The sequence below is a fragment of the Streptomyces sp. NPDC005141 genome (genome assembly GCF_053599975.1).
This window is the reverse complement of sequence record NZ_JBSFYW010000001.1, coordinates 291,515-312,991: the sequence shown is the minus strand read 5'-3', so window position 1 is coordinate 312,991 and position 21,477 is coordinate 291,515. Positions and strand designations below refer to the sequence as shown.

General features: G+C 71.9%; 18 protein-coding genes. 9 read left to right on the top strand and 9 right to left on the bottom strand.

Annotation, left to right across the window (positions count from 1 at the left end):
* Positions 1–21 precede the first annotated feature (21 nt).
* A complete protein-coding gene (locus tag ACWD68_RS01280) occupies positions 22–5,058 on the bottom strand; it encodes an ATP-dependent helicase (protein ID WP_451804376.1) in 5,037 nt (1,678 codons plus the stop codon).
* 145 nt (positions 5,059–5,203) lie between these two features.
* Between ACWD68_RS01280 and ACWD68_RS01275 the strand changes: the two genes are divergently transcribed.
* From ACWD68_RS01275 to ACWD68_RS01265, 3 genes are read left to right on the top strand one after another with little or no spacing between them, the layout of a single operon-like run.
* The gene (locus ACWD68_RS01275; protein ID WP_451804374.1) at positions 5,204–6,196 is read left to right on the top strand and encodes an AraC family ligand binding domain-containing protein; all 993 of its coding nucleotides are present in this window, start codon (positions 5,204–5,206) and stop codon (positions 6,194–6,196) included.
* The gene (locus ACWD68_RS01270) at positions 6,097–6,888 is read left to right on the top strand and encodes an AzlC family ABC transporter permease (RefSeq protein ID WP_451804409.1); all 792 of its coding nucleotides are present in this window, start codon (positions 6,097–6,099) and stop codon (positions 6,886–6,888) included. Before ACWD68_RS01275 ends, ACWD68_RS01270 begins: the two co-directional genes overlap by 100 nt.
* Positions 6,885–7,193 carry an AzlD domain-containing protein gene (locus ACWD68_RS01265; RefSeq protein WP_451804372.1) on the top strand — a complete coding sequence of 103 codons (309 nt, stop codon included), beginning with the start codon at positions 6,885–6,887 and terminating at the stop codon, positions 7,191–7,193. The genes ACWD68_RS01270 and ACWD68_RS01265 overlap by 4 nt, the downstream gene beginning before the upstream one ends.
* A 118-nt stretch (positions 7,194–7,311) precedes the next feature.
* Here the strand turns inward: ACWD68_RS01265 and ACWD68_RS01260 are convergent, their stop codons facing one another.
* Positions 7,312–8,256 carry a hypothetical protein gene (locus ACWD68_RS01260; RefSeq protein WP_451804370.1) on the bottom strand — a complete coding sequence of 315 codons (945 nt, stop codon included), beginning with the start codon at positions 8,254–8,256 and terminating at the stop codon, positions 7,312–7,314.
* 81 nt (positions 8,257–8,337) lie between these two features.
* On the opposite strand from ACWD68_RS01260, the gene ACWD68_RS01255 reads away from it, so the two are divergent.
* Together ACWD68_RS01255 and ACWD68_RS01250 are read left to right on the top strand one after the other, a co-directional pair.
* Positions 8,338–8,532 (top strand): DUF3046 domain-containing protein, encoded by a 195-nt coding sequence (locus tag ACWD68_RS01255; protein ID WP_451804368.1) that lies wholly within the window; start codon positions 8,338–8,340, stop codon positions 8,530–8,532.
* A 60-nt stretch (positions 8,533–8,592) separates the two neighbouring features.
* Complete coding sequence (locus ACWD68_RS01250) at positions 8,593–9,801, top strand: AI-2E family transporter (protein ID WP_451804366.1); 1,209 nt, start codon at positions 8,593–8,595, stop codon at positions 9,799–9,801.
* A 3-nt stretch (positions 9,802–9,804) separates the two neighbouring features.
* Here the strand turns inward: ACWD68_RS01250 and ACWD68_RS01245 are convergent, their stop codons facing one another.
* Complete coding sequence (locus tag ACWD68_RS01245) at positions 9,805–10,602, bottom strand: hypothetical protein (RefSeq protein ID WP_451804364.1); 798 nt, start codon at positions 10,600–10,602, stop codon at positions 9,805–9,807.
* A 384-nt stretch (positions 10,603–10,986) separates the two neighbouring features.
* On the opposite strand from ACWD68_RS01245, the gene recA reads away from it, so the two are divergent.
* The 4 genes from recA to ACWD68_RS01225 all read left to right on the top strand — a co-directional run bounded on the left by recA (position 10,987) and on the right by ACWD68_RS01225 (position 16,575).
* Complete coding sequence (gene recA / locus ACWD68_RS01240; protein WP_384789195.1) at positions 10,987–12,114, top strand: recombinase RecA; 1,128 nt, start codon at positions 10,987–10,989, stop codon at positions 12,112–12,114.
* A 3-nt stretch (positions 12,115–12,117) separates the two neighbouring features.
* Positions 12,118–13,038, top strand: a complete 921-nt coding sequence (gene recX / locus ACWD68_RS01235) for a recombination regulator RecX (protein WP_451804361.1) — start codon at positions 12,118–12,120, stop codon at positions 13,036–13,038.
* A gap of 238 nt (positions 13,039–13,276) precedes the next feature.
* Positions 13,277–14,044 (top strand): ArsR/SmtB family transcription factor, encoded by a 768-nt coding sequence (locus ACWD68_RS01230; protein ID WP_451804359.1) that lies wholly within the window; start codon positions 13,277–13,279, stop codon positions 14,042–14,044.
* The gene (locus ACWD68_RS01225) at positions 14,041–16,575 is read left to right on the top strand and encodes an FtsX-like permease family protein (protein ID WP_451804357.1); all 2,535 of its coding nucleotides are present in this window, start codon (positions 14,041–14,043) and stop codon (positions 16,573–16,575) included. The genes ACWD68_RS01230 and ACWD68_RS01225 overlap by 4 nt, the downstream gene beginning before the upstream one ends.
* Before the next feature lie 71 nt (positions 16,576–16,646).
* Here ACWD68_RS01225 and ACWD68_RS01220 read toward each other — a convergent pair whose 3' ends face one another.
* From ACWD68_RS01220 to ACWD68_RS01195, 6 genes are all read right to left on the bottom strand, one after another.
* Positions 16,647–17,057: a rhodanese-like domain-containing protein gene (locus ACWD68_RS01220; RefSeq protein WP_451804355.1), complete on the bottom strand. Its 411-nt coding sequence runs from the start codon at positions 17,055–17,057 to the stop codon at positions 16,647–16,649.
* The gene (locus tag ACWD68_RS01215) at positions 17,054–17,596 is read right to left on the bottom strand and encodes a cysteine dioxygenase (RefSeq protein ID WP_451804353.1); all 543 of its coding nucleotides are present in this window, start codon (positions 17,594–17,596) and stop codon (positions 17,054–17,056) included. The genes ACWD68_RS01220 and ACWD68_RS01215 overlap by 4 nt, the downstream gene beginning before the upstream one ends.
* Positions 17,597–17,670: 74 nt before the next feature.
* The gene (locus tag ACWD68_RS01210; protein ID WP_318722129.1) at positions 17,671–17,757 is read right to left on the bottom strand and encodes a putative leader peptide; all 87 of its coding nucleotides are present in this window, start codon (positions 17,755–17,757) and stop codon (positions 17,671–17,673) included.
* 127 nt (positions 17,758–17,884) lie between these two features.
* Positions 17,885–19,567: an FAD-dependent monooxygenase gene (locus ACWD68_RS01205; RefSeq protein ID WP_451804351.1), complete on the bottom strand. Its 1,683-nt coding sequence runs from the start codon at positions 19,565–19,567 to the stop codon at positions 17,885–17,887.
* A gap of 234 nt (positions 19,568–19,801) precedes the next feature.
* Positions 19,802–20,707, bottom strand: a complete 906-nt coding sequence (locus ACWD68_RS01200) for an amino acid ABC transporter permease (RefSeq protein ID WP_451804349.1) — start codon at positions 20,705–20,707, stop codon at positions 19,802–19,804.
* Complete coding sequence (locus ACWD68_RS01195; RefSeq protein WP_385698850.1) at positions 20,704–21,372, bottom strand: amino acid ABC transporter permease; 669 nt, start codon at positions 21,370–21,372, stop codon at positions 20,704–20,706. Before ACWD68_RS01195 ends, ACWD68_RS01200 begins: the two co-directional genes overlap by 4 nt.
* Positions 21,373–21,477 lie beyond the last annotated feature (105 nt).

Here is a 21,477-nt window from a genome sequence, read left to right as displayed (position 1 = left end):
GTGGCGGGCGGGGGCCGGTTCTCAGGCGCGCAGGCGTAGTCCGCGTGGTGTGGCGATGAAGCCCGCTCCTTCCAGAAGAGTGCCGAGGGGGGAGGTGAGGGCCGAGGTGCCGTTGACGCGTTCGACGGTGACCGTGCCGAGCGAACCCGCGCGGGCGGCAGTGGCGAGGGCCTCCGCCGCGGCACGCAGGCGCGTGTCCTCCGAGACCGACCTGTCGGGGTCCGTGGGCCAGGCCAGCAGGGTCTTGCCGCCGCGCTCCATGTAGAGAACCAGCTCGCCGTCGACCAGGACGACCAGGGAACCTGCCTTGCGGCCCGGCTTGTGGCCCGCCTCGGTCGGGGGTTCGGGCCAGGAGAGGGCCGCGCCGTAGGCGTTGGCGGGGTCGGCGGCGGCCAGCACGATGGCCGGGGAGGCCGTACGGGAACGGGCGCCCGGGAAACCCGGGTTGTTGGGGTGGCCGGAGCTGTTCGTCGCGTATGGCGAGCCGTTGCGGTGAGACGAGGTGTCCGGGCGGTGAGGGGCGTTGGGGTAGTGGGAGCCGGCCGAGAAGGCGGAGTCGGCGGAGAAGGTGTGGCCGTCGCCGTCGCCGTCGCCGAAGTCGGGGTCGCCGATGCCCGTGTCGTGTCCGTCGTGAGCAGGCGTACCGGAGGTGTCACGGAAATCCTCGGCGCCCGGGAACGCCGAGAGGTCGGGGAACCCGGGGAGGTCCGTGGGGCCGAGGGCGAATCCCCGTCGGTTCGTCGAGCCGCGGTCGTCGGGAAAGCCGTGGGCGCCGGGGGAGTTGTCCGTGAGAGCCGGGTCGGGCAGGGCGTCGCCCCGGTCCCGTGCGTTCGCCGCCGCGCGGAGGCGGTCCACCGCGCCGTCCATCGCGAACTGGGCGGCACCGAGACCCTCGACCACATAGCCGCGCCGCGCCTGGCCGCTGTCCTCGAAGGCCGACAGGATGCGGTACACCGCCGAGAAGCCGCCCTCGACGCCCTCCGCGGCGACGGCCCCCCGGGTCACCACACCGTGCCGGTCGAGCAGGGTGCGGGCCAGGGCGTGGGCGCGCACGGTGGGGTCGGGCTCGCGCTCGGGCAGCAGGGACCAGCGGCCCGCCACCGTGGGCGGGCCGGTACGCGACTGGGGGCGCGCGCCTCCCGTGAGAGAGCCGTAACGCCCGCGGGGGACCGCGCGCTTGGCACGGTGCGCCGTGGACCCCGCGGTGCGGCCCGAACCCAGGAGGGAGCGCATCGGTGCGAGCGTGTCGTTCGTGAGGCGCCCGGACCAGGCCAGGTCCCAGATCGCGTCGGCGAGTTGCGGATCGGTGGCGTCGGGATGAGTCGTGGCGCGGACCTGGTCGGCGATCTGGCGGAAGAAGAGGCCGTAGCCCCCGGTGAGGGTGTCGAGGACCGACTGGTGAAGCGCGGTCGGCTCCAGAGGGTGCGCGGCGGGAAGGAGCAGTGGGGCGGCGTCGGCCAGATACAACGAGACCCAGCCGTCCTTGCCCGGCAGCGAACCCGCTCCGGCCCAGATCACCTCCCCGGCGGCCGTGAGTTCGTCGAGCAGCGCGGGCGTGTAACCGGCGACCCGGGACGGCAGGACGAGCTTCTCCAAGGCCGACGCCGGAACGGACGCGCCCTGCAACTGCTCGACGGCGCGCACCAGTCCGTCGACGCCGCGCAGCCCGTGACCGCTGCCCACGTGTTGCCACTGCGGCAGGAACTGGGCGAGCGCGGCGGGTGGTACCGGCTCGAGTTCATGACGCAGCGCAGCGAGCGAACGGCGGCGCAGCCTGCGCAGCACCGTCGCGTCGCACCACTCCTGGCCGATGCCCGCCGGATGGAACTCCCCTTGGACGACGCGGCCGTTCGCGCCGAGCCGGTGCAGCGCGCCGTCGGTGACAGCCGTACCGAGACCGAAACGGGCGGCGGCCGCCGTCGAGGTGAACGGTCCGTGGGTGCGCGCGAACCGGGCGAGGAGATCGCCGAGCGGATCCTTGACCGGCTCGGTGAAGGCTTCCGGGACACCGACGGGCAGCGCCGTGCCGAGCGCGTCGCGCAGCCGGCCGGCGTCCTCGATGGCGGCCCAGTGGTCGGCTCCGGCGATCCGGACCCGGATGGCGCGGCGGGCGGCGGCCAGGTCCTTGGCCCACTGCGGCTCCGCGCCCCGCTCGGCCAACTCGGCGTCCGTGAGCGGTCCCAGCAGACGCAGCAGGTCGGCGACACCCTCCACGTCCTTGATACGGCGGTCTTCGGTGAGCCACTGGAGTTCGCGCTCCAGCTCGGTCAGGACGTCGGCGTCGAGGAGCTCGCGCAGTTCGGCCTGGCCCAGGAGTTCGGCCAGCAGACGTGAGTCCAGCGACAGCGCGGCGGCCCGCCGCTCGGCGAGGGGTGAGTCGCCCTCGTACAGGAACTGGGCGACGTACCCGAACAGCAGGGAGCGGGCGAAGGGGGAGGGTTCGGGTGTGGTGACCTCGACGAGCCGCACCTTGCGGGACTCGATGTCGCCCATCAGCTCGGTGAGGCCCGGGACGTCGAAGACGTCCTGGAGGCATTCGCGCACCGCCTCCAGGACGATCGGGAACGAACCGAATTCGCTGGCCACCTGAAGCAGTTGGGCGGCGCGCTGGCGCTGCTGCCACAGAGGGGTGCGCTTGCCGGGGCTGCGGCGCGGGAGGAGCAGGGCGCGGGCGGCGCACTCACGGAAGCGGGCGGCGAAGAGAGCCGAGCTGCCGACCTGGTCCGTGACGATCTGATTGACCTCGCCCTTGTCGAAGGCGACGTCCGCCGCGCCGATCGGCGCCTGCTCCGCGTCCCACTCGGTGCCCGCCTTCGAAGACGCCTGGTCGAGCAGGTCCAGGCCCATCAGGTCGGCGTCGGGCAGCCGCAGCACGATGCCGTCGTCGGCGTGCATGACCTGGGCGTCCATGCCGTACCGCTCGGAGAGCTTGGCCCCCAGGGCGAGGGCCCAGGGGGCGTGGACCTGGGCGCCGAAGGGGGAGTGCACGACGACACGCCAGTCACCCAGCTCGTCGCGGAAGCGTTCGACGACGATCGTGCGGTCGTCCGGGATGTGGCCGCACGCCTCGCGCTGTTCCGCGAGGTACGCCAGGACGTTGTCGGCGGCCCAGGCGTCCAGGCCCGCGGCGAGCAGACGGAGGCGGGCGTCGTCCGTGGGGAGCGAGCCGACCTCGCGGAGGAAGGCGCCCACCGCGCGCCCCAGTTCGAGCGGACGTCCGAGCTGGTCGCCCTTCCAGAAGGGCAGCCTGCCGGGGACACCGGGCGCCGGGGAGACGAGGACCCTGTCCCGGGTGATGTCCTCGATGCGCCAGGAGCTCGTGCCGAGCGTGAAGACGTCGCCCACGCGGGACTCGTAGACCATCTCCTCGTCGAGCTCGCCGACCCGGCCGCCGCCCTTCTTGGGGTCGGCCCCCGCGAGGAAGACCCCGAAGAGTCCGCGGTCGGGGATGGTGCCCCCGGAGGTGACGGCGAGACGCTGGGCGCCGGGGCGGCCGGTCACCGTGCCCGCGACGCGGTCCCACACCACGCGGGGCCTGAGTTCCGCGAAGGCGTCGGACGGATAGCGGCCCGCGAGCATGTCGAGCACGGCGGTGAACGCCGACTCCGGGAGTGCGGCGAAGGGGGCCGCCCGGCGGACCGTGGTGAGCAGGTTGTCGACCTGCCAGGTGTCGAGCGCGGTCATGGCGACGAGCTGCTGGGCCAGCACGTCCAGGGGATTGGCGGGGACCCGGAGGGACTCGATGGAGCCCGTGCGCATCCGCTCGGTGACCACGGCGGCCTGCACCAGGTCGCCCCGGTACTTCGGGAAGACGACGCCGGTGGAGACCGCGCCGACCTGGTGACCCGCGCGCCCCACGCGCTGGAGTCCCGATGCCACGGACGGCGGGGACTCGACCTGGATGACGAGGTCGACCGCGCCCATGTCGATGCCCAGCTCGAGGCTGGAGGTGGCCACCACGGCGGGGAGACGGCCGGCCTTCAGGTCCTCCTCGACCTGGGCCCGCTGCTCCTTGGAGACCGAGCCGTGGTGGGCACGGGCGATGACGGGCGGGGCCCCCTGAGCCGCGCCCGAGCCACCCATCAACTGGGCCGGGGCATGCGCCTCGTCGAGAGGCTCGCCGGTCGCCCTCTCGTACGCGATCTCGTTGAGCCGGTTGCACAGACGCTCCGCCAGCCGACGCGAGTTGGCGAACACGATCGTCGAGCGGTGGGACTGGACGAGGTCGGCGATCCGCTCCTCGACGTGCGGCCAGATGGAGGGCTTCTCCGCGCCTTCCTTGCCGTCGGCGGCCGGGGACCCGCCCAGCTCGCCCAGGTCCTCCACGGGGACGACCACGGAGAGGTCGAACTCCTTGCCGGACGGCGGCTGGACGATCTCCACCTTGCGCTGGGGCGAGAGATAGCGCGCGACCTCGTCCACGGGACGCACCGTCGCGGAGAGGCCGATACGCCGGGCGGGCTTCGGCAGCAGCTCGTCGAGGCGCTCCAGAGTGAGCGCGAGGTGGGCTCCGCGCTTGGTGCCGGCGACCGCGTGCACCTCGTCCAGGATCACCGTCTCGATGCCCGTCAGCGCGTCGCGCGTGGCCGATGTCAGCATCAGGAACAGCGATTCGGGGGTCGTGATCAGGATGTCCGGCGGGCGGGTGGCCAGCGCCCGGCGCTCGGCGGGCGGGGTGTCGCCGGAGCGGATGCCCACCTTCACCTCCGGCTCCGGGAGGCCGAGCCGCACGGACTCCTGCCGGATACCGGTCAGCGGGCTGCGCAGATTGCGCTCCACGTCGACCGCGAGCGCCTTGAGCGGTGACACGTACAGAACCCGGCAGCGCTTCCTCGGGTCCGCCGGCGGTGGCGTCGAGGCCAGCTGGTCGAGCGCGGCGAGGAACGCGGCCAGGGTCTTGCCGGACCCGGTGGGGGCGACGACCAGCACGTCCGAGCCCGCACCGATGGCCGCCCATGCCCCGGCCTGGGCCGCGGTGGGCGCGGAAAAGGCCCCCGTGAACCAGCCGCGGGTCGCGGGGGAGAAGCCGTCGAGAGCTCGGTGTGCGGAGCTGACCATGCGTCCATCCTGCACCCGGTCACTGACAATCGCTCTGACCTGCGAGAACGCCTCGGCAAGGTGAGGCGGGGCGGGGCGGGGGAGGCGGGGCCGGGGGCGGTGGGCTTCGGCCGTGGGTCCTGGCGAGGTGGCGGAGAATGAGGATGTGGCAGGTTCGGGGCAGGAGCGGGCACGGCACTGGCAGTACGCGGAGCTGCCCGGTGTCGATCTGCTGCGCGCCCGCTACGTCGAGAAGATCTTCGTACGGCACACCCACGAGAACTTCGTGATCGCCGCCATCACCGAGGGCGTCGAGGTGTTCCACCACGGCGGCGCCGATCAGTACGCCGGCCCTGGGTCCCTGGCGCTCGTCAACCCCGACACCCCGCACACCGGGCGCGCGGGTGTTCCCGAGGGCTGGAGGTACGGCGCGGTGTACCCCTCGCCGGACATGGTGGCCGGGATCGCCGCCGAGACCACCACCCTTCGCGGCACCCCCGGATTCACCCGTCCGGTACTCGACGACCCCTACGCGGCGAGCCTGGTCCACCAGGTGCTCCGGGCCGCGGAGGAAGGCAACGCGCTGGCCGCCGACACCCTGCTGCGCGTCGCTGTGACCCGGCTGCTGCGCCTGAACGGAGGTCCGCTGCCGCAGCGGGCCGTGCGCACCGCGGGCGGTCGGCTCGCCGCACGCGCGCGTGGCGTGCTGGAGGAGCGGATGGCCGAGCCGCCGACCCTGGAGCGGCTGGCCGCCGACCTCGGCACCAGCTCGTTCGCCTTGCTGCGCGCCTTCCGGGACGCCTACGGGATGCCGCCCCACACCTGGCTGACCGACGCACGCGTGCGTCGGGCACGCCACCTCCTGGACGCCGGTTCCGCTCCCGCCGAAGCGGCCGTGGCCGTCGGCTTCACCGACCAGCCGCACCTCAACCGCCATTTCACCCGGATCGTGGGCGTCCCCCCGGGCGCCTACCAGCGCGAGCGCAAGAACGTACAAGACGTCGCGGGGGGTCTCCTCGTACCGTCCGGTGCGTGGCAGAACAGACAGCTCTCGCAGACATACGCAGTGAAGAAGGCGGAAAACCCGACGCCGCCGTCATCCGCGACGCCCTTGGAGTCGGGGTCGCCGTCGGACTGTCCGGCTTCGCCTTCGGGGTGACCTCGGCCGGCAGCGGGCTCACCCTGCTGCAGACCTGTGCGCTCAGCCTCCTGGTGTTCACCGGGGCGTCGCAGTTCGCGCTCGTGGGGGCGCTCGCGGCCGGGGGCAACCCGCTCACCGCCGCCGCGGGCGCGTTCTTCCTCGGGGTCCGCAACGCCTTCTACGGTCTGCGTCTGTCGCAGCTCCTCGCCCTCCCGCGCGCGGTGCGTCCGTTCGCCGCACAGTGGGTGATCGACGAGACCACGGCCGTCGCGCTCGCCCAGCCCACCCGCCGCGGCGTCCGCATCGGCTTCACCGTCACCGGCCTGTCCCTCTACGTGCTGTGGAACCTCACCACGCTGCTCGGCGCGGCGGGGGCCGAGGCCATCGGCGACACCGACGCGTGGGGCCTGGACGCCGCCGGGCCCGCCGTGTTCCTGGCGCTGCTCGCGCCGATGCTGAAGAGCACCACGGAACGTGCCGTCGCGGGAATCGCCGTCCTCCTCGGGCTCGGTCTGCTGCCCGTGCTGCCCGCCGGAGTCCCCGTGCTGGTGGCCGCCCTGGCCGCCCCCGCCGTGCTCTACGTGACGGGCCGCCGCGGTGCGGCCACCGCCGCCGACGCGCCCGCCGACGCGTCGCGCGAGGCATCGCCCGGCGCTCTCGGGAAGACACCGGCCGGCGCACCGAACGACGTATCAGGGGAAGACCGTTGAACATCTGGATCGCCATCGGCGCCACCGCCGTCGGCTGCTACGCCGTCAAACTCATCGGTCTGCTGATCCCCGCCGGCGTACTGGAGCGGCCGCTCGTGCAGCGCCTCGCCGCTCTGCTGCCCGTCGCTCTCCTGGCCGCCCTCACGGCCCAGCAGACCTTCGCCGACGGGCGCGTCCTCGTCGTCGACGCGAAGGCCGCGGGGCTCGCGGCGGCCGCCGTCGCGCTGATCCTGCGCGCCCCGTTCCTGCTGGTGGTCGCCGCGGCCGTGGTGGTGACGGCCGGCGTCCGCGCGATGACAGGCTGACATCCGGGCCGGACACCCGGCGCCCTGGCCCGGCACCCGGGTCGGCGGTGGCCCGGCGCCCGGGTTCCAGGGCCGGCACCGCGGGCGCCCTGGCCTGGCGCCCAGGCCCGCCGCGGCCTCAGTCGACGGGCCGGCCGTACGCCCGAAGCGTGCACAGCGCCTCGATCGTCACCATGGGGCGGCACTCCAGGGCGGTGCCCGGTGCCCACTGACGCCATCGGATCGGCCATCCGCCGTCCTCCTGCTGCTCGTCCGCGAGGTGGTCGAGCGAGCGCGCCATCTCGTCGTCGGTGAACCACGCGCGCGCGAGCGATCCCGGAGTCCGCGCGTAGTCGTGCGGGAAGTGGTGCTCGCCCGGCGCGTAACCGGGCGCGACCGGGAACGCCTCCAGGCGCCCGGGGTCCAGCGCGGCGAGCCGGTGCTCACGGACGAGACGGCCCAGCCGGTCGGCGCTCGCCTCCGCGCGCGGGCGGTCCGCCGCGGAGTCCAGGAAGGCGACCGCCGCCTCGATCTCGTAGGGATGGGACTTGTCCAGGGACTCGACCGCCTGCCAGCAGAAGTCGGTGGCCCGGAAGAGCCAGGCGTGCCACACCTCGTTGCGGTGGAGCAGGCCCACCACCGGGCCGGTGGCGAGGAGTTCGCTCGGCGGATCGTCGACGACCGGCACGAAGGGGGCCGTCGGATAGCCGCGCTGGCTGGGATGGATCGCGGGCAGCGCGCCGTCCGTCGTCGACACGGAGGTCAGATAGCGGCACACACGCTCCACGCGCTGGCCGCCGCAGCGTCCGATCGAGTCGAGTACGCGCAGCGCGTGCCCGGTGTGCAGCGGCTGGCTGACGGGGCCGCGCAGATCGGGTTCGAGCGCGTGTCCGTACCCCTCGTCGTCGTTGCGGTAGGCGGCCAGCGCGGTCTCCACCGCGTCGGCGTCGCCGTCCAGGAAGTGGTACGCGAAGCGGCGTTGTTCCAGCACACGCGCGGTGAGCCAGACGAAGTGCTCGGCGCGTGCGATCGGGGAGGGTGATGGGGGCGTCTGGGGGAGTGGGGATGCTCCTGTTTCGGCCATGCGTCAGACCGTAGGGCGGAAAGCGGTCTCGGCAGGCGGTCCCCGGCTCGGGCCCACCCTCAGGGGCGGGATACTGGTGTCATGCGGTTGACGGTCTTCTGGGAGCGAATGGCGGATCACTTCGGCGCGGGGTACGCCGAGACCTTCGCGCGCGATCATGTGATGACGGAACTCGGCGGGCGTACCGTCCACGAGGCGCTGAACGCCGGCTGGGAGGCCAAGGATGTGTGGCGTGTGGTGTGCGCGACCATGAACGTTCCGCACGAGAACCGCTGACGGGACCGAAGACCCGGGGCACGTGGATCCATTGTCGGTGGCGTGGGCCAGACTTGCTCCGTGGCCCCGACTGACGAGAACACGCAGGTAGACCGGCAGGCATCACCGTTCGGCACGGCGCCCCCCGACCCGCCGGGCGGCGCCGCCGAGCAGGGCGCGCGCATGCCGCGCTGGCTACCGCGTGCCATGGTGCTCGCCCTCGCGCTCATCGCCGTGTTCCAGCTGGGCAGTTGGGCGTTCCACCAGCTCACCGGCCTGCTGATCAACATCCTGATCTCGTTCTTCCTGGCGCTCGCGATAGAACCCGCGGTCAGCTGGATGGCCTCACGGGGCGTGCGCAGGGGACTGGCCGCGTTCCTCGTCTTCCTCGGCTCGCTGATCGTGATCGCCGGATTCATCACCCTGCTCGGTTCGATGCTCGCGGGCCAGATCATCAAGATGGTCGAGGGTTTCCCGGACTATCTCGACTCGGTCATCAACTGGATCAACACGCACTTCCACACCGACCTGAGAAGGGTCGACATCCAGGACAGCCTGCTCCACTCCGACTGGCTGCGGAAGTACGTGCAGAACAGTGCCACCGGCGTCCTGGACGTGTCCGGGCAGGTCCTGGGCGGTCTCTTCCAGCTGCTGACGATCTCGCTGTTCTCGTTCTACTTCGCCGCCGACGGACCGCGGCTGCGGCGCGCGCTGTGCTCAGTACTGCCGCCGGCCCGGCAGGCCGAGGTGCTGCGCGCCTGGGAGATCGCCGTCGACAAGACCGGCGGCTATCTGTACTCACGCGGTCTGATGGCGCTGATCTCGGGCGTGGCGCACTACATCCTGCTGGAGGCGCTGGGCGTGCCCTACGCGCCCGTGCTCGGCGTGTGGGTGGGCGTGGTCTCCCAGTTCATCCCGACCATCGGCACCTACCTGGCGGGCGCCCTGCCGATGCTGATCGCGTTCACGATCGACCCCTGGTACGCGCTGTGGGTGCTCATCTTCGTCGTGGTCTACCAGCAGTTCGAGAACTATGTGCTGCAGCCCAAGCTGACCTCCAAGACCGTGGACATCCACCCCGCGGTCGCCTTCGGGTCCGTCATCGCGGGCACCGCGCTCCTCGGCGCAGTCGGCGCGCTGATCGCCATCCCCGCCGTCGCCACCCTGCAGGCGTTCCTGGGGGCATATGTGAAGCGGTACGACGTCACGGACGACCCGCGGGTGCACGGGCACCGTACGCGCAACTCGGCCGGGCTCGTCGCGCGCGTGCGGCGGCTGTTCGGCCGGTGACGTTCACCAGGTGAGGGCCGCCAGGACACCGGCAGTGACGACGGCGGTCGCGTAGCAGCCGACGGCCCCGTACACGATCCGTTGTCCGACCTTGTCGCTCCAGCCGGTGTGCGACAGCAGCCAGGCCAGCGCGGGCAGCACCAGCACGGCGTGCAGGCTCACTCCGTGCAGCGGCTTGAGCGGAGCCGTCGAGTGGTACGCGGCCTCCTGGTGGCCGGTCCGGGTGAGGACGACCCCGCGCGCGATCATCGCGGCGCCCGAGGCCAGCGCGACGAGCAGGATCGCGAACCCGGAGCGCACGGCGAGCGGCATGCCCGCGGGGCCCGTGGGCCGGCTCCGGAACGAGGCCACCGCGAACACGGTCAGCAGCACGACCAGAACTCCGCCGCCCACCGCGAGCATCATGGACACCGCCGTGTCGAAGCCGGTCTCCATGTCGAGGTGCGAGGGCACCCGGCGCCACGCCTGGAGGGTGATCCCGCCGACCTCCACCACACAGTCCGCGGCGAACACGACGAGCAGAGCGGTGCGCAGCCTCGCCCCGACCCGCACGTACGACGTGACCCACGTGATGGCGATCAGTGTCAGCCCGAAGGAAAGCCCGAAGGTGACGGGCTTGCGCCAGGAGACGGGACCGTTCCACGGGCCGCCGTCGACGGCGAAGACCAGCAGATGCAGGCATCCCGAGACGACGAGCAGGGCGCCCGTCGCGCAGCAGAGCCACTCGGCCGGTCGGAGCGAGGCCTTGGGCCGCATCAGGGGGCGGGCCGTCGCCGGGGGGCTGGTCCTCGTCGTTCGCATGGCTCACAGCCTGCCGGGCGGGCCGGGCGTCGTCGTCGTACGGCCGAAGGCACCGGCGGTACGCCCGGGAGAGTAGACCGCGGCCGGGACAGGCGCCGGGACGGCCGGCGGGACAGGTGCACGGCCTGGTCCGGCGGGACATTCGGGGCGTTGTCGGAGGGGGAACGTAGTCTCGGAAGTGTCGCGTGGTGCGCTTGACACGAAAATCGAACATCCATTCTTATGGAAGTTCCGGCGGAGCTCTCGACAGGGATTTCGGCATGGTTTCGACAGATATGTGCCCGAGTTATCCACAGGCCGGACGGGCGTCGGGGCGCATTGTCAGTGGCAGGCGTTAGCGTCTTTGACGTGAAGCGATCGACTCAAGCAAACCGGGTGGAACCCATGGCAGGAACCGACCGCGAGAAGGCGCTCGACGCCGCGCTCGCGCAGATTGAACGGCAGTTCGGCAAGGGCGCAGTGATGCGCCTGGGCGAGCGGCCGAATGAGCCCATCGAGGTCATCCCCACCGGGTCGACCGCGCTCGACGTCGCCCTCGGCGTCGGCGGCCTGCCGCGCGGCCGAGTGGTGGAGGTGTACGGCCCGGAGTCCTCCGGTAAGACGACCCTGACCCTGCACGCGGTGGCGAACGCGCAGAAGGCCGGCGGCCAGGTGGCCTTCATCGACGCCGAGCACGCCCTCGACCCCGAGTACGCGAAGAAGCTGGGCGTCGACATCGACAACCTGATCCTGTCGCAGCCGGACAACGGCGAGCAGGCTCTGGAAATCGTGGACATGCTGGTCCGCTCCGGCGCGCTCGACCTCATCGTCATCGACTCCGTCGCCGCCCTGGTGCCGCGCGCGGAGATCGAGGGCGAGATGGGCGACTCGCACGTGGGTCTGCAGGCCCGCCTGATGAGCCAGGCCCTGCGGAAGATCACCAGCGCGCTCAACCAGTCGAAGACCACGGCGATCTTCATCAACCAGCTCCGCGAGAAGATCGGCGTGATGTTCGGCTCCCCGGAGACCACGACGGGTGGCCGGGCACTGAAGTTCTACGCCTCGGTGCGACTCGACATCCGCCGCATCGAGACGCTGAAGGACGGCACGGACGCGGTCGGCAACCGCACGCGCGTCAAGGTCGTCAAGAACAAGGTCGCGCCGCCGTTCAAGCAGGCCGAGTTCGACATCCTCTACGGGCACGGCATCAGCCGCGAGGGCGGCCTGATCGACATGGGCGTGGAACACGGCTTCGTCCGCAAGGCCGGCGCCTGGTACACGTACGAGGGCGACCAGCTCGGCCAGGGCAAGGAGAACGCGCGCAACTTCCTGAAGGACAACCCCGACCTCGCCAACGAGATCGAGAAGAAGATCCTGGAGAAGCTGGGCGTCGGTGTGAAGAAGCCCGAGGAGCCCACCGCCGTGCCGGGCGCGGACGCGGCGGTCTCGGCTGCCCCGGACGACGCCGCGAAGACGGTGCCCGCTCCGGCTGCCAAGGCCACCAAGTCCAGGGCCGCGGCGGCCAAGAGCTAGTCCATGACACGACGAACCGACTGGGCCGAGTACGTCCATCCCCCCGCCCCCGAGGGGCAGGGGTACGGCGGCAGCGGCTCGGCCGGAGACGGTGACAGCTCGTACGACGGTGGTGGGGGGTACGGCGGCGAGCCGTACGGCGCCGGTGACGGGCTCCATGGCGCCGACGGCTTCCATGCCGTCGGTCCGGACGACGGTGGTCCGGACGGCGGCGGTTCGACGGGCGGTGACGCGCGGTGGGGTGACGGCCTGCCGGGCGGTCACGGTTCGCCGGGCGCGGCCTCCCGGCGTGATGGACGCGGTGAGGGCGGACCGCGTGGTGGACGAGGGCGTCGGAGACGGGGCGGTTTCGGTGAGCCGTCCGGCGACCCGCAGGACGGAGGCACCTCCTCCTCGTCGAGGGCCGAGAAGGGGGAGTCCCCGGGGGACCCGGCTGAGCGGGCGCGCGCTATCTGTCTGCGCCTGCTCACCGGGACCCCGCGCACACGCAAGCAACTCGCGGACGCGTTGCGCAAGCGCGAGATCCCGGACGAGGTGGCGGACCAGGTGCTGTCCCGGTTCGAGGAGGTCGGGCTGATCAACGACGGCGCCTTCGCGGACGCCTGGGTCGAGTCCCGGCACCACGGCCGGGGGCTGGCCAGGCGGGCGCTCGCCCAGGAGCTGCGGACCAAGGGCGTGGAGCCGACGCTGATCGACGAGGCCGTCGGACAGCTGGACTCCGATCAGGAGGAGGCGACCGCCCGTGAGCTGGTCGCCCGCAAGCTGCGCTCCACACGCGGACTCGACCGCGACAAGCGACTGAGACGCCTCGCGGGCATGCTCGCCCGCAAGGGCTACTCCCAGGGCATGGCCCTGCGCGTGGTCCGCCAGGCGCTGGAGGAAGAGGGCGAGGACACGGAAGGGCTTGAGGACGAGGGGTTCTGATCCCGCGGACTTCCGTACGAGGGCGGTTCGAGGCACCGGGGTGACCCGGGATGCCGGGGCAGTCGTGTCAGATCACGGGCCCTGAACACGGTGGACGCGCGGGGGCGCCGATCGCGTTCAGGGCCCGGACACATGCCCAGACGGTCAACTCCCCTTGACCGGGGTGGGGTTAACCCCCGGTCCAAGACGCCTGGTCACCGCAGTGCACAGACATCTGTGCACAGACGACTGTGTACGTATGGCACAGGAACCCGGCGCGCGGGAGACAGCACCCCCGAAGGGGCCGCACGCCCCCACCGAACTCTCCGACCTCGCCGCGCTCAAGGCCCTCGCGCAGCCGCGTCGGCAGCGCATCCTGCAGCACCTCACCCTGCACGGCCCGGCCACCTCGGCGACCCTCGCCCGAGAACTGGGACTCAACACCGGAGCCACCAGCTACCACCTGCGCGAACTCGCGCGCTACGGATTCGTCGAGGAACAGGCCGCGGCGGCCGGGCACCGCCGGGAGCGCTGGTGGCGGGCGGTTCCCGGTGACCGGCGCTTCCCGCCGCGCAGCCGGCAGAGCCCCGAGATGCGGCTTGTCATGGACGAGTTGAACCATCACGCCTACGCCGCCGACCTCGAACTCTTCGAGCAGGCGCAGCTGCGGGCCGGTGCGGGCGAGGACCCCTGGGCCGACGCCTTCCCCTACTCGCGCGGCAGCATCCGGCTCACGCTCCCCGAACTCCGCGCGTTCTTCGAGGAGTACATCGCGCTCCTCAACCGCTACAAGCGCCCGGACACCGACACCCCGCCCGGAGCGCGCACCGTACTCACCCGGTTCCTGGCCCTCCCGGCCCCTGACACCGCACCCGGGAGCGAGTCGGCACCCCGGGACAGAGACCCCCGGGACAGAGACGCCCGGGACAGAGACGCCCGGGACAGAGACGCCCGGGACAGAGACGCCCGGGACAGAGAGCCTCACGGCAGAGAGCCCCACAACCGAAGAGAGAGCGACCCGTCATGATGCTGCGCTACGCCCTGAAGACCGTCCGGGCCCGCAAGGGCGCCTTCCTCGGCGCCTTCCTCGCCCTGATGTGCGCGGCCGCCCTCATCACCGCCTGCGGCACCCTCCTGGAGACCGGTTTGCGCGGCACGATCCGCACCGAGCGCTACGCCGCGGCGCCGATCGTGGTCTCCGCCGACCAGAACGTCCACCAAACGACCGTCAAGCACAAGAAGGGCAAGACCAAGGTCAAGCACAAGGCGAAACCGATCGCCGAACGGGCCTGGCTCGCGGACGACCTCGCCGCCCGGCTGCGCCGCGTGCCCGGCGTGGACCGAGTCGTCCCCGAACTGACCTTCCTGGCACAGCCGTTGACCTCCCGGGCGACCGTCGAGAAGGACCGGCCCGCCTACGGTCACGGGTGGGCATCCGCCGCGCTGACCCCCTACAGGATCGTCACCGGTACCGCGCCCGAGGCCGATACCGACCTCGTCGTCGACCGTCGCTTCGCCGAGCGCGCCCGTCTGCGGCCCGGCGACCGGCTCACCGTCCAGTCGACACGGGCACCGCGCACCTACCGGATCAGCGGGATCGCCGCGCCCGCCACCGCCGTGCGCCACCAGACCTCCCTCTTCTTCTCCACCGCCGAGGCCACGCGGCTGGCCGCGCACCCCGGGCAGGTCACCGCTTTCGGGGTGCTGCCCGACAGCGGCACGGACATCACCGATGTCAGGCGGGCCGTGGCCGAGGCGCTGAACGGCACCACCGCACAGGTCAGTACGGGCGACGGCCGTGGACCGGTCGAGTTCCTCGACGCGGCCGCCGCCCGGATCGAACTGGTCAGCATGGGCGGCGCGATGGGCGGCACCTCGCTGCTCGTGGCCGTCCTGGTGGTCGCCGGCACCTTCGCGCTCTCGGTCCGGCAACGCCATCGGGAACTCGCCCTGCTGCGCGCCATCGCCGCGACCTCCGGGCAGATCCGCAGACTCCTGGGCCGGGAGGCACTGATCGTCGGGGCCGCCGCCGGCGTCACCGGCGCACTCGTGGGTCTGCCGCTGGGGGGTTGGCTGCACAGCAGGTTCGTCGCCATCGGTGCCGTCCCGGCCACGCTTCAGCACACCGTCAGCGTCTTCCCCCTGTTCGCCGCTGTCGCCGCCACCCTGCTCGGCGCCTGGACCGCCGCGCGCATCTCGTCCCGTCGCGTCGTCCGCATCCGCCCGGCCGAGGCGCTGGCCGAAGCCCGGGTCGAGGGCGCCCGCCCGGCCTGGGGACGAGTCCTCGCCGGTCTCGCGCTGCTCACCGGGGGAGCCGCCCTCGTCGCCGTGCTCAGCGTGCTGCGCACCGAACCCGCCTCGACTCCCGTGACCTTCCTGGCCGTCGTGGTCCTCGCCGGTGCCGTCGCGCTGCTCGGACCTCTGCTGGTCCGGGCCGCCGCGGCCCTGCTCGCGGGCCCGCTGCGGCTGACCGGACCCGGGGGACGGCTCGCCCGCGCCAACCTGCGCGGCAACGCGGCCCGCATGGCCTCCGTCGTCACTCCCCTCACCCTCCTCATCGGCATGACCTGCACGGTTCTCTTCGTCCAGCCGACCCTCGGGAACGCCGCCCGTGCCCAGGCGCGTGAGGGCATCCGCGCCGACTGGGTGCTCGCCGCCCAGGGACCCGGAGTCCCGGCCGAAGCCGCCCGTCTGCTGCGTACGCGGCACGACGCCGTCACCGAAGTGGTCCGGACGACCGTCCGTGTGGGTCTGGACAAGTACGCGGCTCAGGGCGTCACTCCGGCCGAGTTGTCCCGCACCTGGGATCCGGACGTCACCGCGGGCTCTTTGAAGAACCTCGGGAACAGCACCGTCGCCGTCAGCGAACTCGCCGCGGACCAGCTTCACTTGAAGCCCGGAAGCGCGCTGAGACTCACCTTGGGTGACGGCGTGCCCGTCCGGCTCACGGTCGCCGCCGTCTACGCCAGGGGCCTGGGCTTCGGGGACCTCACCCTGGCCCACGACCTGGTCGCCCGCCATGTCGACAACCCACTCGCCACCTCCGTCCTGGTCGGCACGGCCCGCACACAGACACAACTCGCGACTACGCTCCGTGAGTTCCCGGCCGTGCGCGTTCTCGCTCCGGCCCGGGCCGACTCGATCCAGGCCGAGCGGCAGCAGGCGAACGCCGAGGTGAACCAGCTCGCCATGGGCCTGGTTCTCGCCTTCACCGCCATCTCCGTCGTCAACACCCTCGCCATGTCCGTCTCCGAACGGGTCCGCGAGTTCGCGATGCTCCGCCTCGCCGGAGCGACCCGCCGTCAGGTGCTGCGCATGCTGCGGACCGAGGCGCTGTCGGTGCTGCTGCTCGCGACGGCGCTCGGCAGCGGAATCGCCCTCGCCGTCCTGACCGCGTTCAGCGTCGGCATGACGGGCGGCGCCGCCCCGGCGGTCACCCCGCTCGTCTACGTGACCGTCGTCGGGTTCGCCGGGCTGCTCGCCCTGGTCGCGACAGCCCTGCCCGGACGGGCGGCCCTGAGGACGCGCCCCGTCACGGCGGCCACCGCCCAGGAGTGAGCGGTAGGGGGCAGCACGCAAGGATGGGCGCCCCTTACCTCAAGGGGCGCCCACCCGTGCTCGAGCGGCGGTCAGTCCTCCGCGACGGCAGCCGTCACCGGAAGGCCGGCACTCTTCCACGCCTGGAAGCCGCCGACCAGATCGGTGGCCCTGTGCAGCCCCAGCCGGCGCAGGGACTCGGCGGCGAGGCTCGACGCGTACCCCTCGTTGCAGAACACCACGACCCGCAGGTCATGGCTCGTGGCCTCCGGGGCGCGGTGGCTGCCCGTGGGGTCGAGCCGCCACTCCAGTTCGTTGCGCTCGACGACGAGGGCGCCGGGGATCAGGCCGTCGCGCTCGCGCAGGGCGGCGTACCGGGTGTCGACCAGGAGCGCTTCGCCGGCCCGCACCGCCTCGAACGCCTCCTCGGCCTCCACCCGGTCCAGGCCCGTGCGGACCTGCTCCAGCAACGCGTCGATGCCCACGGGCGGTCGGGTGCTCACTGCCAGTCCTCCGGACGCTCGACGTGCTCCAGACGCAGAACCGGGCCCGTACGGCTGTAGCGGCGGATCTGCGGGAGCGGTGGGTAGTAGGCGTGGACCGAGATCGCGTGCTCCTCGGTGGACTCGTTGAGCACCTCGTGCACGTGATGGCGGCCGAAGGCGCGGCCGGTACCCGCGGGCAGCTTCCGGTGCCGGTCGATCTCTTCGGCCAGTTCAAGGGTCTTCCAGCCGTCGGCGGGCAGCCGGGCGGCGAGTGAGTTCTCCTTGAGTTCGCCCGACGCCGTGAGGAAGGCGCCCACCGATTCGGCGTGGTCGTGCCAGCCGGTTCCGGTGCCGGGCGGCCAGCCGATGAGCCAGGCCTCACTGCCGCCGGGGCCCTCGAGCCGCACCCAGGTGCGGCCCTCGGGGTCGAGGGGGAGCGAGGCGATCAGGTCGGTGTCGGCCGCGGTACGGCGTACGAAGGCGAGCAGGTCGGCCTGCGTGGGGGTATGCGGGGCGGCGGCAGGGGCAGACGCGGAGACACCAGGTGACACAGACACTCGGACCGTCCTGAGGGTTCGCGAGAGGAGCGCGCGGGGGCACGAGAGCGGCGCGCGGGGAGAAGGATGCGAAGTCAGAAGGACGGACGACACACGCAGCCCGCATAGCGGACGAGGTCCATATGGACCCTCCGCCACAGGCGCACGCAGGTGTCGGTCATGATCCGGAGTACACCATGGTGGCGCAGCCCGGTCAACTCACTGTCACTATGTGGACCACGGGGGCCTGAGGAGCTGGGAAAACCCCTGTTCAGGCGGTTACTGACTGTTCAACCGGTTACCGAGCGTTCAACTGCTGCCCGCGGTCGCCGTCGCCTCGGCCGCCACCTCCGCCGGTCCGCCGAGGGTCGCCTCGGCCGCCTCGTACAGGTCGGCCGGGCGGACTCCGGCGAGCGCGGTGACCAGGTGTCCGTCGGGACGGACCAGGAGGACGGTGTGCGCGGCCGCACCCGGGTAGCTCTCCGCGACGAGCAGTTCGGCGGGGTGCGGCAACGCGGTCACGGCGGCGGCGAGCCGGGGCATGATGCCGGCCGTCACCCAGTGCTTGCGCTCCCAGACACCCGTACCCGGAGCGATGAGCACGACGAGCAGGACACCGCGCCCGAGCCGCTCCCGCAGCGGTACGAACGAGCCGTCCTCCGCGGTCACCCGCACATCGACGACCGGTGCGCCGGGTCCGGTGTCGACGGGGGCGTGCGACTCCGCGTGCGGGGGCGCGAGAGGTGAGTCGGGGTACGCCCCCGGCGCACCCAGCGGGCCACGACCCAGGTGGCCGTCCGTGAGCAACGCGTCGTGACCACGGGCGGATCCGGGGACGTAGGCGCGCAGGCCGCCACCGCTCCGTAGCAGAGGCAGTGCCTGGTCGGCGGCGCGCAGCCGGGCGGCGACCACGGCGCGTCGCTCCGCCTGATAACTGTCGAGGAGTGCCTTGTGCGGGCCGTGGTGCCAGGCGAGTGCCAGCTTCCAGGCGAGGTTGTCGGCGTCCCGCAGCCCTTCGTCCAGGCCCTGGGTGCCGAGCGCGCCGAGCAGATGGGCCGCGTCCCCGGCGAGGAAGACCCGGCCGGCGCGCCAACGGCGGGCGAGCCGGTGGTGGATGGTGTGGACTCCGGTGTCGAGCAGCTCGTACGCGGGTGTGGTGCCCCCGCTCCAGCCTCCGAGGGTCTCCCGGATGCGGGCCACCAGCAGGTCGGGCGTGACCAGGTCCTTGCCCGGGGGCAGCAGCCAGTCCAGGCGCCACACGTCCTCGGCGAGGGGACGCGCGGTGACCTCGCCGACCGAGGGGCCGGACGTCCGCCACGGCGGCATCCGGTGCAGCAACGCCTCGCCGGGCCAGGGAAGTTCCGTACGCAGGGCCGCCACGGCGTGCCGCTCGACGGCGGTGCGTCCGGGGAAGCGGATGTCCTGGAGCTTGCGCACCGTCGAACGCGGTCCGTCGCAGCCGACCAGGTAACTGCCCCGCCACCAGGTGCCCTTGGGGCCCCGGGTGTGCGCCGTGACCCCCGATGTCTCCTGCTCGACGGAGTCGAGGCGGCTGTGCGCGGCGACCTTGATGAGCCGCTCGTGGATGATGGCCTCGCGCAGGGCACCGGTCAGCGCGTGCTGGGCGATGTGCAGCGGGGCGGTGAACTCCTCGCCGTCCGCCTGGATTCCCGCGCTCCGGGCGTCGGCGGCGCTCCTCGAGCGGTCCGCGCTCCCTGAACTCTCCGCGCCGAAAGCGATCTCGCGCATCACCTGCTTGCGCCGCATCGACCGCCATCCGGCCCAACGGAAGCCTGCGTCGTCGAGAGGGAGCCCCGTCAGCCGTTCGACGAGCGCCACCGTGTCCTCGCGCAGCACCACGGTCCGCGCGAGCCGCTGCTGGTCCTTGCCGGGCCCCTCGTCGAGGACCACGGAAGGGACCTCCTGGCGGGCCAGCGCAAGGGCGAGCGTGAGCCCCACGGGCCCTGCTCCGACGATGATCACCGGGTCCACGACGCGGTGCCCCCTGCCCGGAGCTGTGTCCTGAGGGACGTACGGGAACAGGCAGGTGGAGCGGGGTGCACGATCACAGAACGTATGCAACCCATTGCCGCTGCTTGCGTCAAGTGACGAGGGCAGTGGCGATCATGCCACTGCCCCCGCCGGTCAGACCGATCGGCTGTTCTTCGGACGATTCGTCAGATGCCGTCCCCCGCTCGGGCGTCAGATGCCGTCCCCGCTCAGGCGTCAGATGATGCCCCCGCCCGGGCCACCGCCCGCGCCCGTGGCCGCGGTACCGGCGATCGTCGCGTCGTTCGGCGAGAGGACCACGCCGGTCGTCCTCTTGCCGCGCCGCAGCCTGCCCTCCAGCCAGGAGGCGAAGCTGGTGATCGCGAAGTTCACCACGATGAAGATCGCGGCGACCACGATGAAACTCGGAATGACGTTGGCGTAGTTGGCCGCGAGGGTGCTCCGTGCGGTGAGGAGTTCCGTGTATCCGATCATCACACCGCCCAGCGCGGTGTCCTTCACGATGACGACGAGCTGGCCGACGATCGCCGGGAGCATCACCGTCACCGACTGCGGCAGCAGGATGCTGGTCATCGTCTGGCCCTTGCGCAGACCGATCGCGTACGCGGCCTCCGTCTGCCCCTTGGGGAGCGCCAGGATGCCCGCCCGTACGACCTCGGCGAGGACCGCCGAGTTGTAGAGCACCAGACCGGTGACGACCGCGTAGAACAGACGTTCCTCGCTGGCGATGTTCCCGGACTTGGCGAAGAGCTCGTTCGCGAACAGCATGAGCAGCAGGACCGGGATCGACCGGAAGAACTCGACCACGGCACCCGCCGGAACACGCACCCAGCGGTGGTCGGACAGGCGCGCGATACCGAAGACCGCGCCCAGCGGCAGGGCGATCACCATGCTGAGCGCGGCTGCCTTCAGCGTGTTGAGGAGACCCGGCCACAGATACGTGCTCCAGGCGTCCGATGTCGTGAACGGCTCCCACAGGGCCCATTTCAGCTGGCCCTTGTCGTCCATCGCCATCCAGATCCACCACAGGAAAAGGGCGAGCAGGACGAAGAAGACCACCGAGAGCAGCAGATTGCGGCGCTTGGCCCGGGGACCGGGCGCGTCGTAGAGAACGGAGGTCATCGCTTCACCGCCAGTCGCTTGCCCAGCCAGCCGAGAATGAGGCCGGTGGGGAGGGTCAGGACCACGAACCCGAAGGCGAAGAAGGCGGCGATGAGGACCGTCTGGGCCTCGTTCTCGATCATCGTCTTCATCAGGGTGGCGGCCTCGGCCACGCCGATGGCGGCGGCCACGGTCGTGTTCTTGGTCAGCGCGATCAGCACGTTCGCCAGCGGGACGATGACGGAACGGAACGCCTGCGGCAGCACGACGAGCCGGAGGGTCTGCCCGAAGCTCAGCCCGATCGCGCGGGCCGCCTCGGCCTGTCCGACCGGCACGGTGTTGATGCCGGAGCGCAGTGCCTCGCAGACGAAGGCCGCGTGATAGCCGATGAGACTGAGGACCGCGAGCCGGAAACCCTGGAGATCGAAGTTGTCGGGCGCGCCCAGCGTGACGCCGAAGATGTCCGCGAGACCGAGCGAGCTGAAGACGATGATCACGGTCAGCGGGATGTTCCGGACGATGTTCACGTAGGCGGTGCCGAACCCGCGCATGAGCGGGACCGGACTGACGCGCATCGCGGCCAGCAGGGTGCCCAGGACGAGGGAGCCGAGGGCGGAGAAGACGGTGAGCTTCACCGTCATCCAGAACGCCTCTAGGACGTCATAACCTTGAAGAAAGTCGAACATCTCCCGCGCTTCCGGGTGGTGGCGTACTGGCGGACGCGGTGTGCCGCCGCCGTGATCGCGGCCGGGCGGCGGCACACCTGCGGAACCTCGCGTGAACCGCGGATT

Coding starts and splice junctions, on each gene's coding strand:
- ACWD68_RS01260 (WP_451804370.1), bottom strand. CDS start 8,256: ATGGCCGAAACAGGAGCATCCCCACTCCCCCAGACGCCCCCATCACCC.
- ACWD68_RS01195 (WP_385698850.1), bottom strand. CDS start 21,372: ATGTTCGACTTTCTTCAAGGTTATGACGTCCTAGAGGCGTTCTGGATG.
- recX (WP_451804361.1), top strand. CDS start 12,118: ATGACACGACGAACCGACTGGGCCGAGTACGTCCATCCCCCCGCCCCC.
- ACWD68_RS01200 (WP_451804349.1), bottom strand. CDS start 20,707: ATGACCTCCGTTCTCTACGACGCGCCCGGTCCCCGGGCCAAGCGCCGC.
- ACWD68_RS01230 (WP_451804359.1), top strand. CDS start 13,277: ATGGCACAGGAACCCGGCGCGCGGGAGACAGCACCCCCGAAGGGGCCG.
- ACWD68_RS01245 (WP_451804364.1), bottom strand. CDS start 10,602: ATGCGAACGACGAGGACCAGCCCCCCGGCGACGGCCCGCCCCCTGATG.
- ACWD68_RS01255 (WP_451804368.1), top strand. CDS start 8,338: ATGCGGTTGACGGTCTTCTGGGAGCGAATGGCGGATCACTTCGGCGCG.
- ACWD68_RS01210 (WP_318722129.1), bottom strand. CDS start 17,757: ATGACCGACACCTGCGTGCGCCTGTGGCGGAGGGTCCATATGGACCTC.
- recA (WP_384789195.1), top strand. CDS start 10,987: ATGGCAGGAACCGACCGCGAGAAGGCGCTCGACGCCGCGCTCGCGCAG.
- ACWD68_RS01225 (WP_451804357.1), top strand. CDS start 14,041: ATGATGCTGCGCTACGCCCTGAAGACCGTCCGGGCCCGCAAGGGCGCC.
- ACWD68_RS01280 (WP_451804376.1), bottom strand. CDS start 5,058: ATGGTCAGCTCCGCACACCGAGCTCTCGACGGCTTCTCCCCCGCGACC.